Annotated in this window: 19 protein-coding genes; 13 read left to right on the top strand and 6 right to left on the bottom strand. The window is 40.4% G+C overall.

The window, feature by feature from the left end; all coding sequences use genetic code 11:
- Nucleotides 1-4 precede the first annotated feature (4 nt).
- Both LQ188_RS17685 and LQ188_RS17680 read left to right on the top strand, forming a co-directional pair.
- Entirely contained in the window at nt 5-874 is an 870-nt protein-coding gene (locus LQ188_RS17685) for an NAD(P)-dependent oxidoreductase (RefSeq protein ID WP_230177607.1), read from the top strand.
- Nucleotides 875-938: 64 nt separating this feature from the next.
- Nucleotides 939-1,304 (top strand): hypothetical protein, encoded by a 366-nt coding sequence (locus LQ188_RS17680; protein ID WP_034314117.1) that lies wholly within the window; start codon nt 939-941, stop codon nt 1,302-1,304.
- Between the two features lie 98 nt (nt 1,305-1,402).
- Here LQ188_RS17680 and LQ188_RS17675 read toward each other — a convergent pair whose 3' ends face one another.
- Nucleotides 1,403-2,551 carry an aminotransferase A gene (locus tag LQ188_RS17675; protein WP_230177606.1) on the bottom strand — a complete coding sequence of 383 codons (1,149 nt, stop codon included), beginning with the start codon at nt 2,549-2,551 and terminating at the stop codon, nt 1,403-1,405.
- A 157-nt stretch (nt 2,552-2,708) separates the two neighbouring features.
- Between LQ188_RS17675 and corA the strand changes: the two genes are divergently transcribed.
- The gene (gene corA, locus LQ188_RS17670; protein WP_230177604.1) at nt 2,709-3,674 is read left to right on the top strand and encodes a magnesium/cobalt transporter CorA; all 966 of its coding nucleotides are present in this window, start codon (nt 2,709-2,711) and stop codon (nt 3,672-3,674) included.
- A 362-nt stretch (nt 3,675-4,036) separates the two neighbouring features.
- A complete protein-coding gene (locus LQ188_RS17665; RefSeq protein ID WP_230177603.1) occupies nt 4,037-4,942 on the top strand; it encodes a chemotaxis protein in 906 nt (301 codons plus the stop codon).
- 57 nt (nt 4,943-4,999) lie between these two features.
- Here the strand turns inward: LQ188_RS17665 and LQ188_RS17660 are convergent, their stop codons facing one another.
- Nucleotides 5,000-5,506, bottom strand: coding sequence for a YkyB family protein (locus LQ188_RS17660; protein WP_101224517.1), 507 nt, complete (start codon nt 5,504-5,506; stop codon nt 5,000-5,002).
- Nucleotides 5,507-5,795: 289 nt separating this feature from the next.
- Nucleotides 5,796-6,152, bottom strand: a complete 357-nt coding sequence (locus tag LQ188_RS17655) for a hypothetical protein (protein ID WP_202190633.1) — start codon at nt 6,150-6,152, stop codon at nt 5,796-5,798.
- 117 nt (nt 6,153-6,269) lie between these two features.
- Between LQ188_RS17655 and LQ188_RS17650 the strand changes: the two genes are divergently transcribed.
- Nucleotides 6,270-6,650 carry a CrcB family protein gene (locus tag LQ188_RS17650; RefSeq protein ID WP_101224518.1) on the top strand — a complete coding sequence of 127 codons (381 nt, stop codon included), beginning with the start codon at nt 6,270-6,272 and terminating at the stop codon, nt 6,648-6,650.
- Nucleotides 6,647-7,009, top strand: coding sequence for a fluoride efflux transporter CrcB (gene crcB / locus LQ188_RS17645; protein WP_101224519.1), 363 nt, complete (start codon nt 6,647-6,649; stop codon nt 7,007-7,009). Before LQ188_RS17650 ends, crcB begins: the two co-directional genes overlap by 4 nt.
- 169 nt (nt 7,010-7,178) lie before the next feature.
- On the opposite strand, the gene LQ188_RS17640 is transcribed toward crcB, so the two are convergent.
- Nucleotides 7,179-8,042 carry a metallophosphoesterase gene (locus tag LQ188_RS17640; RefSeq protein WP_101224520.1) on the bottom strand — a complete coding sequence of 288 codons (864 nt, stop codon included), beginning with the start codon at nt 8,040-8,042 and terminating at the stop codon, nt 7,179-7,181.
- Between the two features lie 163 nt (nt 8,043-8,205).
- Here LQ188_RS17640 and LQ188_RS17635 point away from each other — a divergent pair, with 163 nt between their 5' ends.
- The 4 genes from LQ188_RS17635 to LQ188_RS17620 all read left to right on the top strand — a co-directional run bounded on the left by LQ188_RS17635 (nt 8,206) and on the right by LQ188_RS17620 (nt 12,437).
- The gene (locus LQ188_RS17635) at nt 8,206-10,062 is read left to right on the top strand and encodes an SLC13 family permease (protein WP_230177602.1); all 1,857 of its coding nucleotides are present in this window, start codon (nt 8,206-8,208) and stop codon (nt 10,060-10,062) included.
- A 199-nt stretch (nt 10,063-10,261) separates the two neighbouring features.
- Complete coding sequence (locus LQ188_RS17630) at nt 10,262-11,467, top strand: EAL domain-containing protein (RefSeq protein WP_230177601.1); 1,206 nt, start codon at nt 10,262-10,264, stop codon at nt 11,465-11,467.
- A gap of 74 nt (nt 11,468-11,541) precedes the next feature.
- Nucleotides 11,542-11,769, top strand: a complete 228-nt coding sequence (locus LQ188_RS17625) for a hypothetical protein (protein WP_101224523.1) — start codon at nt 11,542-11,544, stop codon at nt 11,767-11,769.
- Nucleotides 11,770-11,951: 182 nt separating this feature from the next.
- Nucleotides 11,952-12,437: a DUF3993 domain-containing protein gene (locus LQ188_RS17620; RefSeq protein ID WP_157831112.1), complete on the top strand. Its 486-nt coding sequence runs from the start codon at nt 11,952-11,954 to the stop codon at nt 12,435-12,437.
- A 91-nt stretch (nt 12,438-12,528) separates the two neighbouring features.
- Here the strand turns inward: LQ188_RS17620 and LQ188_RS17615 are convergent, their stop codons facing one another.
- On the bottom strand, nt 12,529-12,762 hold the full coding sequence (locus LQ188_RS17615) for a glutaredoxin family protein (RefSeq protein ID WP_061462251.1): 234 nt from the start codon (nt 12,760-12,762) through the stop codon (nt 12,529-12,531).
- 92 nt (nt 12,763-12,854) lie between these two features.
- A complete protein-coding gene (locus LQ188_RS17610) occupies nt 12,855-13,814 on the bottom strand; it encodes an MBL fold metallo-hydrolase (RefSeq protein ID WP_230177600.1) in 960 nt (319 codons plus the stop codon).
- 183 nt (nt 13,815-13,997) lie between these two features.
- Here LQ188_RS17610 and LQ188_RS17605 point away from each other — a divergent pair, with 183 nt between their 5' ends.
- From LQ188_RS17605 to cbpB, 3 genes are all read left to right on the top strand, one after another.
- The gene (locus LQ188_RS17605; RefSeq protein ID WP_034314086.1) at nt 13,998-14,237 is read left to right on the top strand and encodes a YkuJ family protein; all 240 of its coding nucleotides are present in this window, start codon (nt 13,998-14,000) and stop codon (nt 14,235-14,237) included.
- A 115-nt stretch (nt 14,238-14,352) separates the two neighbouring features.
- A complete protein-coding gene (locus LQ188_RS17600; protein WP_230177599.1) occupies nt 14,353-14,499 on the top strand; it encodes a hypothetical protein in 147 nt (48 codons plus the stop codon).
- A 122-nt stretch (nt 14,500-14,621) separates the two neighbouring features.
- Nucleotides 14,622-15,062 (top strand): cyclic-di-AMP-binding protein CbpB, encoded by a 441-nt coding sequence (gene cbpB / locus LQ188_RS17595; RefSeq protein ID WP_101224526.1) that lies wholly within the window; start codon nt 14,622-14,624, stop codon nt 15,060-15,062.
- Nucleotides 15,063-15,173: the final 111 nt, after the last annotated feature.

Raw genomic sequence — 15,173 nt, 5'->3', positions numbered from 1 at the left:
CAATATGCAATCGAACAAAGTGATCGGCTTCATAGGTTTAGGAGTTATGGGAAAAAGCATGGCCGCAAATCTTCTTAAGGCGGGATTTGAGGTGTTTGTTTATACAAGGACGAAAGATAAGGCAAGTGAGCTGCTCTCACAGGGAGCGAAGTGGGCATCTGCACCAAAGGAAATTGCGCAGAGAGCCAATGTGATCATTTCCATGGTGGGATACCCTAGTGATGTGGAAGAAATCTATCTGGGGGAAAATGGGCTTATCGAGAACGGGAAACAAGGAACCCATTTAATCGATATGACGACATCCACTCCATCTTTGGCAGTGAAAATTGCAGAAGAAGCCAAGAAAAGGGGCATGGAATCATTGGATGCACCGGTTTCCGGAGGAGATATCGGTGCTCGTGATGCGAAGCTTACGATCATGGTCGGCGGGTCTAGTGAGGCATTTGAAGCTGTCCTGCCCATTTTTGATATCATTGGCAGCAATGTTGTCCATCAAGGCCCGGCTGGCTCAGGACAGCATACGAAAATGTGCAATCAAATCGCCATTGCATCAAATATGATCGGAGTGACTGAAGCGATTTCCTATGCCAAAAAGGCCGGGTTGGATCCGGAACGGGTTTTAAGGAGCATATCATCGGGTTCCGCCGGAAGCTGGTCACTGTCCAATCTTGTGCCGCGAATGGTTGAAGGGGATTTTGAACCTGGTTTTTATATCAAGCACTTTATCAAGGATATGAAGATTGCACTTGATGAAGCGGAAAGAATGGGAATGGACGCTCCTGGATTAAGCCTAAGCAAATCCCTATATGAGGGGCTGGCAGAAGCTGGCGAGGAAAATAGCGGTACACAAGCATTATATAAACATTATAATTAGTGCTAGCATTTCTATATCATGAATAAGCTGATAGCGACAGCCTTTACAAAAAGGAGTGAAAGCTATGGGCGAATTCGATGATATCAATATGAAATTCCAGGAATTAGAAGATGGTCGATATATTGTAAGGATTGAAGGTTTTAAGCGAGAAAAAACCATTCACCAAACAAAGCCCATTCGTTGGGATCTGAAATTAATGAATGAAAGTCCGCTGATACTGCCGGTGAAATTCAGTCATATCGAAACGAATGCCGGTTTTCAGATCCTGATGCGCGAATTGAAGAGTTTAGGTTTTTCAAAGCCGCGCTCCGCAAAGGAATTTGAAGAAGTGATGGCTGATTTACTTGGGTCAATCGTTGAAGTGAGCCTTACCACGACAAATAAGGAAGAGGGATATCGGGAAATTCGTTTCTTACGGAGGTTGTATTAATTGACTGACTTGGTGAAAAACCTTCGGTAGCATACAACTTTGAAAATAGGAAAACGGCCTTCAATTGTTCATTCAATTGAAGGCCGCTTTATTTTCGGTTACTTTATGGCTAAAAAAGCCTCAATACGATCCAAAGCCTTTTCAAGGGTTTCCATGGAATATGCATAAGATATCCTGAAGTACCCTTCACCAAGGGGAGAGAATGCATCTCCAGGGACCACTGCCACTTTTTCCTGTTGAACAAGCTTAAGGCAAAAATCAAGCGAAGAGGAATAGCCTTCAGGCAGCTTTATAAAAAAGTAAAAGGCACCATTTGGTTTGACTACTTCCAGATTCATCGCTTGTAAGCGGCTGAATACGTATTCCCGTCTCCGTGCATACTCAGTCTTCATGGGGATTACATCATCTCTGCCTGCCGTCAATGCTGCCAAGGCAGCTCTCTGCGATATGGAGGCGGCACAGGTCACATTGTATTGGTGAACCTTCAGGAGATGCTGAGAGATGGCTGCAGGCGCAAACAGAAGGCCGATTCTCCACCCGGTCATGGAATGGGACTTGGACAGTCCGTTCAGGACGATGGTTTGTTCTTTTAAGAAAGTGCCAATCGAAACATGCTCCTGATCGAATACCAGTTCACTGTATATCTCGTCAGCCAATATGAAGATGTCCTTGCCCCTGACAAGTTCGGCAATGTCCAATAATTCTTCGGCAGATAATGTAACCCCGGTCGGATTCGATGGATAGGGCAGAACGATGCACCGGGTATGCTCAGTTATGTATTTTTCAAGTATATCAGCAGTCAAACGAAATCCATTTTTTGTTGTATCGGCATAAACAGGTGTTGCCCCGCACATCTTTATGATGGGTTCGTATCCCGGATATACCGGACCCGGTAATATTACTTCGTTTCCTGGGGTGAGGATCGTCCGGAACGTAATGTCTATGCCTTCGCTGGCACCAGAGGTCACTATTACTTCATTCTCCGGATCATAGTTAAGCTTGTATTTATCCTTTACATAATTTGAAGCGGCTTCCCGTAATTCCAAATAGCCCGCATTGTGTGTATAAACGGTATAGTCATTATCGATGGCATGTTTTGCAGCTTGTTTAATATGCATCGGAGTTGGAAAGTCAGGCTGTCCTATCGTTAAGGAAATGGTGCCTTCGATATCAGCTACCATATTGTAGAATTTACGGATTCCTGATATTTTAACGTCTTTTACTAGAGGGTTTATTAAATGTTCCATCTATGAATATCCTCCCTTTTCTTACTACATGAATTATGTACAATGTTTGACTCATTCATTCTATTTTATCATTTAGTTTGGAGGGGGGAGAAAACTTTTTGAGATTAATGAATTAAAGGTATAATGTATGATAAGAAAATTTTGAGGATTGATACATATGATAAGGACTTGCGCAATAACTTCTAATCATGAAGTCAGTTTTGGTTTACCGCTAACCGAAATGAATAATTCGGATATCGAGTGGTACTGGGTGGATTTTTCCAACCCCACAAACAAGGAAATCGAACTTTTAACCAATCATTTTCACTTTCATCCGCTGGCAATCGAAGACTGCCTGGATGATTTTAACCAACGTCCCAAAATGGATTTTTATGAGGGCTACCAATTTCTTGTGATACATGCTCTAAGGGAGAAGGTATTTAAAGCAGTGGAATTGGATATGTTTGTTGGTGAAAAATGGATAGTCAGTTTTCATAAGGAAGACATGCTTGAACTGGAAAAAGTATGGGAAGAAATTGCTGGTAATAAAATGTTGAAGCAAAGTCCCTTTTTCTTGATGCATAGGATAATTGACAGGATCGTCGATGAATTTTTCCCGCCTGTTTATAAAATAGAAAGCGAATTGGGCAGCATTGAGGAAAATACTGAAAATGACACGATTAACGAATTGATGGATCAGCTTTTCGATTTACGTACAGATATGTCCAAGCTCCGTCGGACCATATTGCCGATGCGTGATTTATTGTACAGAATGATCTCATCAGAGCGTCTGAATTACTTGAAGGATCAGCACCTTTATTTTAATGATGTGTACGATCATCTTCTTAAATTGACTGAAATGCTTGAATCGTATCGAGATTTTTCGTCAGATATCCGAGATAGCTATTTGTCTGTGAACTCTAATAATATGAATTCTACGATGATGACGTTGACTGTCATCACTACCATTTTCATGCCGCTGACCTTCATAGTGGGCGTATACGGGATGAATTTTGAATATATGCCGGAATTAAATTGGCATTATGGCTATTTCATCATTCTTGGAATGATGGGCGGAATTGCCTTGATGATGTTTTTATTCTTTGTTAAAAAAGGATGGCTCAATCCAAAGAAAAGGTCGTGAAGGAGATGAAAAGACCCAACTGACCTGCTATTTTAAGTGGGTTTAGAAGGGCTGCAAGGAGTTATTTGCTGATCCACCCAATATGGAGGTTTTTATCGAAGAGACAGCCTTACGATCGATATGATGGCCGGTATGGCAGTGGTGAATAATGAGAATGGAAAAAGGGACTCTGATGGGTCCCTTTTTAGTTTGGTATTAATAAATAATCACTTCTTGATTCTTTTTTTAGCTGTGCCCTAAACAAAAGAAATATTTAACCGAATTATTAGGTATGAGTTCATTGATGAAACCATGGTATTTTTCCTAGCGGTTAAATGATTTATGGATTATGAAATGAAAAAGTAGAAGGGCGGGATGAAACAATGGAAGCAAATAAAGGAATATTACTTGAAAGTGGAACGAATGAGCTTGAGATAGTGGAATTCGGTCTCGGAAATAATAAATTCGGCATTAACGTAATTAAGGTGAAGGAAATCATCAATCCTGTCCCCATTACGCTAGTCCCGCATTCGCATCCAAATGTGGAGGGGATCATTGAGCTTCGCGGAGAAGTCCTTCCAGTTGTGAATGTGGCGGATGCTTTAGGATTTCCGCCATCTGAAACTCCTGAGCAGGATAAATTCATAGTGGCTGAATTCAATCAGCAAAAAGTGGTTTTCCATGTCCATACCGTAACACAGATCCACCGTATTTCCTGGTCACAAATCGAAAAGCCTTCAGATATGTATCAAGGCCTTGAAAGTCAGATTATCGGAGTAATAAAATTAAATAGTGACATGTTACTGTTACTAGATTTTGAAAAAATAATGGTCGAAATCAATCCAGAATCAGGAATAAACATCCAACAGGTTAAAAAGCTTGGTATCCGGCAAAATTCAGACAAGAGAATCCTGATTGCAGAAGATTCTCCATTACTGAGGAAGTTGCTGTTTGATACATTGTCAGAAGCTGGGTTCAAGTATTTTGAGTTTTATGAAAATGGACTTGATGCATTTAATTATCTGGAGAATTTAATTGATTCAGGAAAAGTGGTTGAAGAAGAAGTGCAACTGGTGATTACCGATATTGAGATGCCTCAAATGGATGGGCATCATTTGACTAGAAGAATAAAGGAAAACGGGGAACTCGCTGGATTGCCGGTGATTATTTTCTCTTCTTTGATTACGGACAGCCTGCGTCATAAAGGTCAGGTCGTAGGGGCTGACGCACAGATCAGCAAGCCAGAAATTGCAGAGCTAATAAAGTTGATAGACAGATTGGTATTATGAATGTGAAACGGGCCTGTGAGGCATTACCTCACGGCCCGTTTGGTTTATCAATGATGATTAATACTTGGAACCTTTTCCTAAAAAGGAGGATGGAAATGGATTGTGGAAAGGTTGCTTGACCGACCCACGCCCGTGAGCCCTTTTCTCGGTGTTGGTAGGGTTAGGTTGTTTTTCACCTGCTTGTCCAACGTAAGATTGCAGGATCTGTTTTGCCTTGGATAATGACAATGCGGCTTTAGGGTTCCTTATGGAGGCTGCCCGGCTGCCGAGGTGGGGTAGTTTTTTCAAATCTTCCTTAGTGGGAGGTAAATGAAAAACATATGATCCGCATTCGACAATGACGTCGGATTGTTGTGCTGCAAAGCGAGGGTTATCAGAGAAATGAAGTCCAATCTTCTTCGCTTTTCCTTCTTGCATAAGCTTGCTTAATGCGAGCCGTTTTAAATTATATAAATTTTTGGGCTCCAATGCAGTCTTTGCATGTTTATTGACAATAAACACGGCTTGGGCAATGGAGTTAATCGAAAACTCATCCCTTTCAGAATGTCCTTTCGTTTGGTTCATCATGGAAACTCCTTTTCTTAATAAGGTTAGAAGGACGTTACAAACAGACGTCCTTCAATCAAAACCTGTCTTATATATTGGTTGAAATAGAGACGTGTGCGCAACCAGGCACAAATAGTGAAAAAACAATGCATGTACATCTCTAAGGTATGACCATCATTTCCTAACATTTTACCTTCTATTCATTTTCATATTATACCACTTCAAAATATATAGTGAAGTAAAATTCAATCTGACGGCTTTTGGTCCAAGAAAAAGAAGGCGTTCAATGTCGCCTTCTGTGCAATCCTTATTGAGTGTATATATTGATATTTTCGGATACCCCAGCCTGTGCGCCGAATTGTTGTTGCTGGTAACCCTGAAAGCCTTGATAAGCAGGATAAGCTGGATAAGCAGGGTAAGGAGGGTAAGCGGGCGGGTATGGAGGAGGATATGGAGGATAGACAGGTGGACGGTTATTGAATAGCAACGGTCCAATTGCCAATCCTGCAACAAAAGCTACAGGCGCCAATAGAGGAAAGAAAGGAAAGAAGCGCTCGTCATTCCAATATTCAGGTCCATATTCATTCCCATATGAATTTCTGTATTCGTTCTGTAGCATCATGGTCTGTGGATAGTGGTAGTAAGGAAAATACTGTGTTTGCATAATTAGCCTCCTTTTCTCAAATTCTTTACATAGTATGGTTTTTTTTAAGAAAAGAGCCTGTTTCATCTTAATCTGTTATAATGAGTCTACTTATGAGAAGAATTCGGGGGGACCTAAATGGATCGATTAAAAAGCATCTTTGCAGTCGGTTTTGGAGGAGCGGCAGGAGCAATATTGCGTTATTGCGTAATCTTGACTGCTGGCCATTCCTTCTTCCCGTTTGGAACCCTATTGATAAATATAGTAGGCAGCTTTTTGCTTGGAATGATCAATGGCTATTTCGCCGCGAAAAAGAAGTCGCTTGTTTTTTTAGTGCTGGGCAGCGGGTTTTGCGGCGGCTTCACCACGATGTCCACATTTTCCCAAGAAGTGGTTAATCTACTGCAGACTTCTCTGCCATTGGCGGGACTGTATCTTGGAGCTACGCTTTTATTTGGTTTGGTCGCTGGTTTCCTCGGACTGGGCCTTTTTAATAGACAAAGAGGTGACTCGCTTTGATTGAGTTTCTTTCTGTTTTTATAGGAGGTTTTTTTGGGGCGGCCTCCCGATATGTCTTGCAGATTATTTTTAATAGGCTTTTGCCAGCGGTCTCTATACCCATTAGCATTTTACTGATTAACCTTTTAGGTTCCTTCGGGCTGGGATTGGTGTTTCCGCAAAAAGAGAGCTGGGCTTTATCTTTGCAGGTTTTTCTGACGATAGGTTTTCTGGGTGCTTTTACGACCTTTTCGACATTCAGTATGGAAACGCTTGAACTTATTAGAAAACACCGTTATATAGATAGCCTTATCTATATAACGGTGTCTGTTTTAGGGTGTATCGGCACTTTCCTGTGTGGCTATTTAAGTATGGTATAACCTTTATGGCATTACCGTTGATTCTGGTAAAAAAGACCTGGTTTTCTCGATATACTTCTAATGCTATAATTCATAGGAGTCCATTATAAATGATACATGGCAACAAGTTGTTTTATCCGCACAGGTTTTGTTAATAAGTCTGGCGGTTTTCCCCTGTTTTCGTTTTCTATCATTTTTCGGCTTGTAATTCGTAAACAGTCAACTCCGGACGTGAAAGAAAACGATAGGGGAGACGGGTAGTGCCAAGCCCTCTATTAACATGTAACGTTAATGAATCGATTTCATATGTGCCTTCCCGGTACTTTTCAGCGTATGGAGGAGTTACAAGGGCACCGGCAAACGGAATTTGTACTTGGCCTCCGTGACTGTGACCGCTTATTTGATATTGGATGTCGTAAGTCCTTGATATGTCGGCAAGATCAGGGGCATGTGAAAGCATAATGGTGAACACTTCTTCCGGGATGCCGGAAAGGGCTTTTTCAAAATCCGGCTTTCCTAGCATGGCATCATCAACCCCGGCAATGATTATTTCTTCAGCCGTTAATAAGGTTATCTTAGCTGAGGTATTCTGCAACATGGTAAAATGGGATTTTTCCATGATATCACTGTAAATTTCTGAGCCATATCCCCCATGATCATGGTTACCATAGATGCTGAACTTTCCAAGCGGCGCTTTGAGCTGATTCAAAACGAGAGGGATTTTCTGGTGAGCCTTGTATTTATTAGGCTGGTCCATTAAATCTCCGGTAAAAAAAATAACATCAGGGTCCAGTTGATTTATCTTATTGACAATTGCTTGTAAATCTTTAAGCTGAAATTGAAAGCCTAAATGCGTATCACTGAATTGGACCATTTTCATGCCATGAAAACTTTTTGGGATAAGCGGGTGTCTGATGATTTTGTGCTTGATTTCTAACCATTTCGGCTCCAAATTATGGGCATAATAGTTTCCGCCAATACCTAAACCGGTTATGGTAGCCAATGTACCAAGACTTTTCTTTAAGAATGTTCTTCTTGATATGGGTTTATTCAAATTAATCAACCTATCTAATATAAAAATGTTACTTCCTCATACTAACAAACAATATACATAAATTGAAGAAAATATCTTCTATAAGCCTATGAAAAACATGTAAACTGGGGTTTGATGAAACCGTATCCGGTTTGAAATTGAACATCTATACGGAGGTAACATGATGACCGAACCAATGTTTATTACACTGATTATACTTCTATGCGCGATTGCGCTTTTTATACAAGGAAAATTTCGAGCTGATTTAATTGCACTTAGCGCACTTTCCATACTGGGTTTATTGGGGATTCTTACATTGGATGAACTGGTGGCCGGGTTTGCGAATCAAGTGGTCATCATGCTGGCTGGGCTATTTATCGTCGGTGCCGGCCTGTTAAATTCAGGAATCGTGGAAAAGGCAGGAAATAAGTTGTTAGGTTTATGTGGGGGCAGTGAATGGAAATCGCTGCTTATCGTCATGCTGACTGCAGGAATATTAAGTGCATTTCTAAGCGGAACAGGAATTGTTTCCATACTGCTTCCGCTCGTTATGAGCATGGCCTTACAACAAAAAACAAGTCCGACAAGGTATTTATTGCCCCTTGCCTATGCAAGCAGTATTGGGGGGTTATTAACACTTACCGGTACTCCCTCCAATATGATCGTCGCTGATGTATTACGGCAAAACGGAATAGGGACTTTAGAATTTTTCGACTTTACACCTGTTGGCTTAATCGCCTTTGCAGCAGGGTTATTCTTCATGTTGACACTCGGGCGCCTGTTGCTTCCCGAGAAAACGATTGCAGCGAATAACAGTGTCAAGGGACTGTCTGCAGGGGAGCTTGCCGGCATGTACAAAGTGTATGACCGATTGCATTATCTGCACATACCGGCTACTTCCGATATTGTTGGAGAAAGGCTGTCAGACCTCCAGCTTCCTATTCAGTATGAATTGACTTTGATTGAAATCCAGCGGAAGCCAAAGGACAAACAATTGCCGCTGCTGCAAAGACAGCTGACGATTTCAGCCAGGGCGGATGAAGTTCTTCATCCCGAAGATGTCATTTTGGTGTTTGGAGAAGAAGAAGCAGTAGAGAGATTGGCACTTAACTATGAACTGGAGTTTAAACATTTCAATACAGAACAAATAAAGAAACATTTTCTTAGCAGTAGATTTGGATTGACAGAAATATTGATCGTCCCGAATTCGGATTATGAAAATCAAACCTTGATAGATGTGCATTTTCGCGAGAAATACCAATGTAATGTGCTGGCAATCAATCGGAATGGCGAATATATTCAAGCGGATGTCGGAACGGAACGCTTGAAACCGGGAGATGCAATCCTGATACATGGAGAATGGGAGAACATTGAGAGGATTTCCTCGGATTTACAGGATGTCATCGTTATTGGAAGTACTTCAGAAGATGGCTCTCCGGTCAACTCCAGGGGCAAAGCTTGGATCGCTTTGGGAATCACTGCATTGATGGTCATTCTTTTATCGATGGAGTCCGTCCCTGCTGTATTATCGGTACTGACTGCAGCATTGTTGATGGTGATCACTGGCTGTGTCCGTTCGATGGAGGATGCATACCAAAAGATTAACTGGGAACCTGTTCTCTTGATTGCTGCCATGTTCGGAATAACGGCTGCTTTGGATAATACGGGTGGAGTGAGAATGATAAGTGATTGGCTGGCCGTTTTATTCAGTAATATCGGGGCACACGGCATATTGGCGGTCTTTTACCTCCTGACACTGATACTGAGCCAATTCATCCCATATGGAGCCGCGACGGTAATCATGACGCCCATTGCCCTGACATCTGCGGTGAATCAAGGAATCGATCCGCTTCCTGTGTTTCTATGCCTTGCCGTTGCTGGAAGTTTGGCGTTATCCACTCCAAGGGTAGCCACTACCAACGCGCTTGTCATGACGGCGGGTGATTACAAGCATAAAGATTTTATCATGATCGGGATATCCATACAGATCTTCATTGGTGTTATCATGGTGATCACAATTCCGTGGTTCTTCCCTTTTTGATCAGACTGAAGGCATTGTTCCATTTATGGACAATGCCTTTTCAATGTATTTCTTTTCAAAACGATAGGATGAACGGGTATTTTAATGTTCTGAAAAATGAGTTGTTCAGTAGGAATTAAAATTATTTATTATCAATGCCGGAAACTAATGGTATAATTTTGGCATATTGGTGTTTTCGTAATTAGGGGGAAGATGCATCATGGATACAGAAAAGATATTAAAGAATTTAGACAAGGTGACACCATTCTTTCAACCGATTTTCAGTGCAGATCAACATCAGGTAATCGGGTATGAAATTCTAGGGCGCTATGAGGAACAGGCGGAATATAAAAGCCTTGGCCCTTTTTTTCACGATTCTGCAGTGCCGGAAGAGTATAGGGTGGAAGTGGATAATTACGTACTTGAAATTGCCTTGGAGAGAATAAAAGACTATGGTGAAGATTTTCTTATCTTTATCAACAGAGATCCTAATTTGCTTATGCTGGATCATGGCGAAGAATTCATGGAGATATTACATCGTCATTTTCAACCGGGGGAAATGCACCGGATCGTGCTGGAATTATCAGACACGATCAGTCCGGAAAACTTAGATCCTTTGCAGCATGTGCTTGCTTACTTTAAAACATATGGGATTAAGATAGCTTTAGATCATTTAGGGGAAGATACGCAATTGGACCGAATCGCACAGATTTCTCCGAATATTTTAAAAGTTAACCTGGACCAGCTTCGCATTTCAGGTGGAGATGCCTATCAGGTCATCCTGTTTTCTCTAAGCATGCTTGCACGAAAAATCGGCGCCAATTTACTATTTGAAAACATTGAGTCCGAATACCAGCTTCGCTTTGCATGGAAGAATGGGGGACGATATTATCAAGGGTATTTTTTGGCGAAACCGGAAGGCGAGTTCATTAATAAAGATTTACTTCGTGAAAAATTCCATCAAGAATGTCAGTCTTTCATTTCTTTAGAGACCAAGAAGCTTGAAGCCGTTTATCAAAAGACTTTGCAATTCAACGAGAATATGCAAAACTTCTTAAAGCAGCATAAACGGGCTGGCTCCCATGAAGAGTTTCTCGGAGTTTTGGCGAAAAAGTTGGATTCCGTATGTTTCCGGCTTTATATTTGTGATGAAGAAGGGTATCAAAAATCTCCCAATATCCTCCATAAGGACGGGCAATGGTTAGTCCAACCGAGCTATATGAATAAAAATTGGAGCTGGAGACCTTACTTTCTCGAAAATATCGTAAAGATGCGTAATCGGAAAACAGGAATACTATCCGATTTATACAGTGATATTGAAACGGGAGAAACCATTCGGACCTTTTCATATCCCCTGAATAATAAGGAATACATTTTCTGTGATCTTTCTTATAGTTATTTATATGAAAATGAAGCATTGTTATAAAAAACGATTCATGAATATAATCGCTTTAAATGTGTAACGATAAGCAGAAATGATGCGCTTGGAGGAGACATATTTTGAGCACGTACATCTGGATTCTAATCATAATCGTTACAGTCATGGCGTTATATCTGCTCTTTTATACTTATTCTGTGGCAAGGGCACAGAAAGTGAAAGCCAGATATGATTCGACTATCGATGATACAGTTAAAGAACATCCTTATTTAAAGAACCCGATATTAGTTTCTCTTTTAGTTGGGACGATTTTGGTTGCCGGTTTTATTTTTTACTATGCTTTTCGATAGGTGTAAGAAGAAGATTTCAATATCATGAAATCTTCTTTTTTATTGTGAAGAATGGGCAATGGTTTCAAGGTCTAACGGAGAAATTAATTTTTGTAGTTTGGCTTTGATCTTGACGGGTATTGAAAGACATGGGCAAAAATCCGAATCATTAGGAGAAATTCTATAATTAGGAGATGATTGTAATGAGTAAATATTTAGTTGCATGTCTTGCCAGCGTCCTTTTATTTTTAAGTGGAGGGTTCACTGCTTCAGCGGAGGGCTTACATAGAGAGGAAGTATTATCCTTAGTACAGGATGCCATGGAGAATCAAGGTTCGATCAGTGAGGAAGTACGTACTAAGGAAGCGATTGAAGGGAAGTTGGATAAACATTTCACAGATGACTTCATCGAGAAGTTCGTCCAAGCGAATGTAGTGAAAGTCGATGGCGGTTATACCGCATTTGGATCAGATTTCGCACCATATTATATCCCATTTTTCAGCTACGACAAAAATACGGAAATTATATATGGGAAAAACGGTGACTTCATTTATGTTCAAGAGGAATTCCAGGACACAGGGGACGGACCTGTATCGATGGAAAAACATGTTGAATCGGTTACTTTGAAAAAGGAAAATGGGGTTTGGAAGATAATGGACGTAAAGTATGGAAGTGAAAAAATGGAATAAGGGATTTAGAGGAAAGTCCTTCAAAGCTGAAAAGTATAGAGGCTGAAATGAAAAAGTCCAGGGAAGGTTACAGCCTTCCCTGGACTTTTTGTTATATATTCAGTTCTTTCTTTATTTCGTCCAATTCAAAACCAATAATGGCTTTCCCATCGATGACGACCGTCGGTGTGGAATAGGCGCCATATTTATTCGTTAGTTCTTTTCGTGCATGTCCATCCGCTTTAATATCTTTTTCTTTGTATACGACATTATTATCATCAAAGAACATTTTCATGATTTTGCAGGGAGGGCAATCAGGTTGGGTATAGAGCGTAACATCTTTCATTTCATTCCTCCATGTATGCTTTAGGTAAGGTTTACTTTTTCATTATAGAGAATGCCAAGACATTTGAATAGGAAAAAACCTTAAGGACCATTCTACCGATCTTTATCCTGTTTTATCAGGTAGTCTATCAATCCCATGGAACAAACGTTAAGGTCCATGGCAATGATATCAAAAACAGGATGATCAGCGGTGATTCCCTTTTCGCTTAAATGAACAGCGACCTTCGTGAAAATATTTTTACTGGTAGCTGCCACTTGTTCCTCGAAGCCAGCATATTCCCTATATGCCGATTTGGCAGTCTCCACGAATTTAGGCAGCCAGTAATGAAGTTGTTTATAGACTTCATTAGGATTTTCCGATACCCCGTAATGACCAAAATATATACGTTCGACGCCGATGCTTTCATACAATTCCGCTGCAGCAAGCATCGCATCGGGATTAAATTGGTTTGGGGATGTGGACGGTAAGTAAAATTCCAAACCTTCTTCATCGAGTTCACGATAATAGATGCCTACGGTGTCACCTGAAAACATCCCTTTTGAAACTGAATCGAAAATGCTTAAATGATGGTTAGCGTGTCCTGGCGTGTCATAAAAGGTCAACTTGGAATTTTCACTTGTTTTTAGCGATTCCTTATCATGTTTAGTCAGGATTCTATCTATTGGAATAGGTAATATCGGATTGAAAAGCTTGTTGAATTCTTCACCATAGACCGCTTTAGCCCCAGCGATCAAACGTGTTGGATCTTCTAGATGCCGTGCGCCTTTTGGGTGGACGATCACTTTCGCATTCGGACAATGTTGTAAAAAAAGTCCAGCTCCGCCTGCATGGTCCAAATGAATATGGGTAAGAATGATATATGTAATATCTTCGAGGGCGATTCCCAAATGTTCGAGCCCCTTCATTAAGTGGGGGATGGAAGGGCTGGCAGAAGTTTCGACTAAGGTGATGTCTTCATCGGCAATTACATATGTTCCTGTACGATTTCTTCTATCCAAATCAAAACCATCAATCAATGAAATGCGATATCCAAGCTCACTAATGTTTTGCAACTGAATCTACCCCCAGAAAATTTTTCATGTACAAAATCCATTCCTTATTTTATTCTGTTAATAGTGCCATGTAAAGAATGAAGTTTTAAATTATTCTGAATTTATTTCAGCGTGGCTACTGGATAGAAAAGTATGGTATAGTGAAACCTATCGAAAAGGTTTTATTCAGAAAGGAGAGGGAGTATGTCTCAATTACAGGGCATCCTTACCAGATTGAAAAGTCTTCAAGAGCAAGCGAAGGAATCTGAATCTGCTCAACGTTTTTTTGAAATAGATGGTGTGAAAAAGTGCCAGGTTACATATTTCAGCAAAACAGAAATGTTCGAGCTTGAAGTATACAGTGATAAAGGGAAATCATCTAAATATCAATTCGATAATATTGATATGATTACCATTGAAATCTTTGATCTTCTTCAATCTTAAAAAAATCACAAAAAGCCGCCTTCCATTGGAAGCGGCTTTTTTATTTTGAACCGGTCAATTTTTACTTGAATGAAGTAGTGATTTTTACGACATCTTATTAATTGGAGGGATGTAAATGAAAAATCCAATGGTAATATGCCCGGCATGCGGTGAGGAAAGGGAAATGGAAAATGTATTAACCGCACAATCCAACCAAAATGTGATTTACCAATGCTCGGAATGCGGTTTTAAACAGGTTAACATCAAAACTAGTAAGGGCTAAGGGTCTATTGCGGAAATCCCGCCGATTGGGATTTTATTGGTCTAGGAATGAGCCTTTTCCGCTTACATATGTTAAACTATAGAAAGAGCTGTATATAAAAACATATGGTAAGGGGTTTTAACATGATCGGTACTCATGATGGGGATTTATTGGAAACCAGCGTTAAAGACTTAATGATTTCTTCTGAACGCGTGGCCCACGTGCAGGTAACCAATAATTTAGAACATGCACTATTGGTATTAACAAAGAGCGGTTATACGGCCATTCCTGTGTTAGATCCGATGTATAAACTGCATGGTTTAATTAGCACACCAGTCATTCTTGATTCAATCTTGGGACTGGAGCGAATTGAATTTGATAATCTTGAGAATAAAAAAGTTTCCGAAATAATGAATATAGAAATACCTCGCCTGCATATTGAAGATACATTGACCAAGGGTGTGGAATTGTTGATTGATCATCCGTTTGTCTGTGTAGAGAATGACGAACATGTATTTGAAGGTATCTTAACGAGAAGGGCAATCTTGAAAAAGGTATTTAAACAAAATACACCTGATAAATAAGCAAGGCATAAAATGATGGTTAACCTCAAGACTCGCCAGTTGGCGAGTTTTCTTGTTTTTTTACATATTCTACCCAGCTAGTGGTAAAGTCTATAAAAACAATTAAGGTCT

Source organism: Peribacillus sp. Bi134 (genome assembly GCF_918698065.1).
GTDB lineage: Bacteria > Bacillota > Bacilli > Bacillales > DSM-1321 > Peribacillus.
This window is presented reverse-complemented; position numbering and strand designations above follow the sequence as displayed.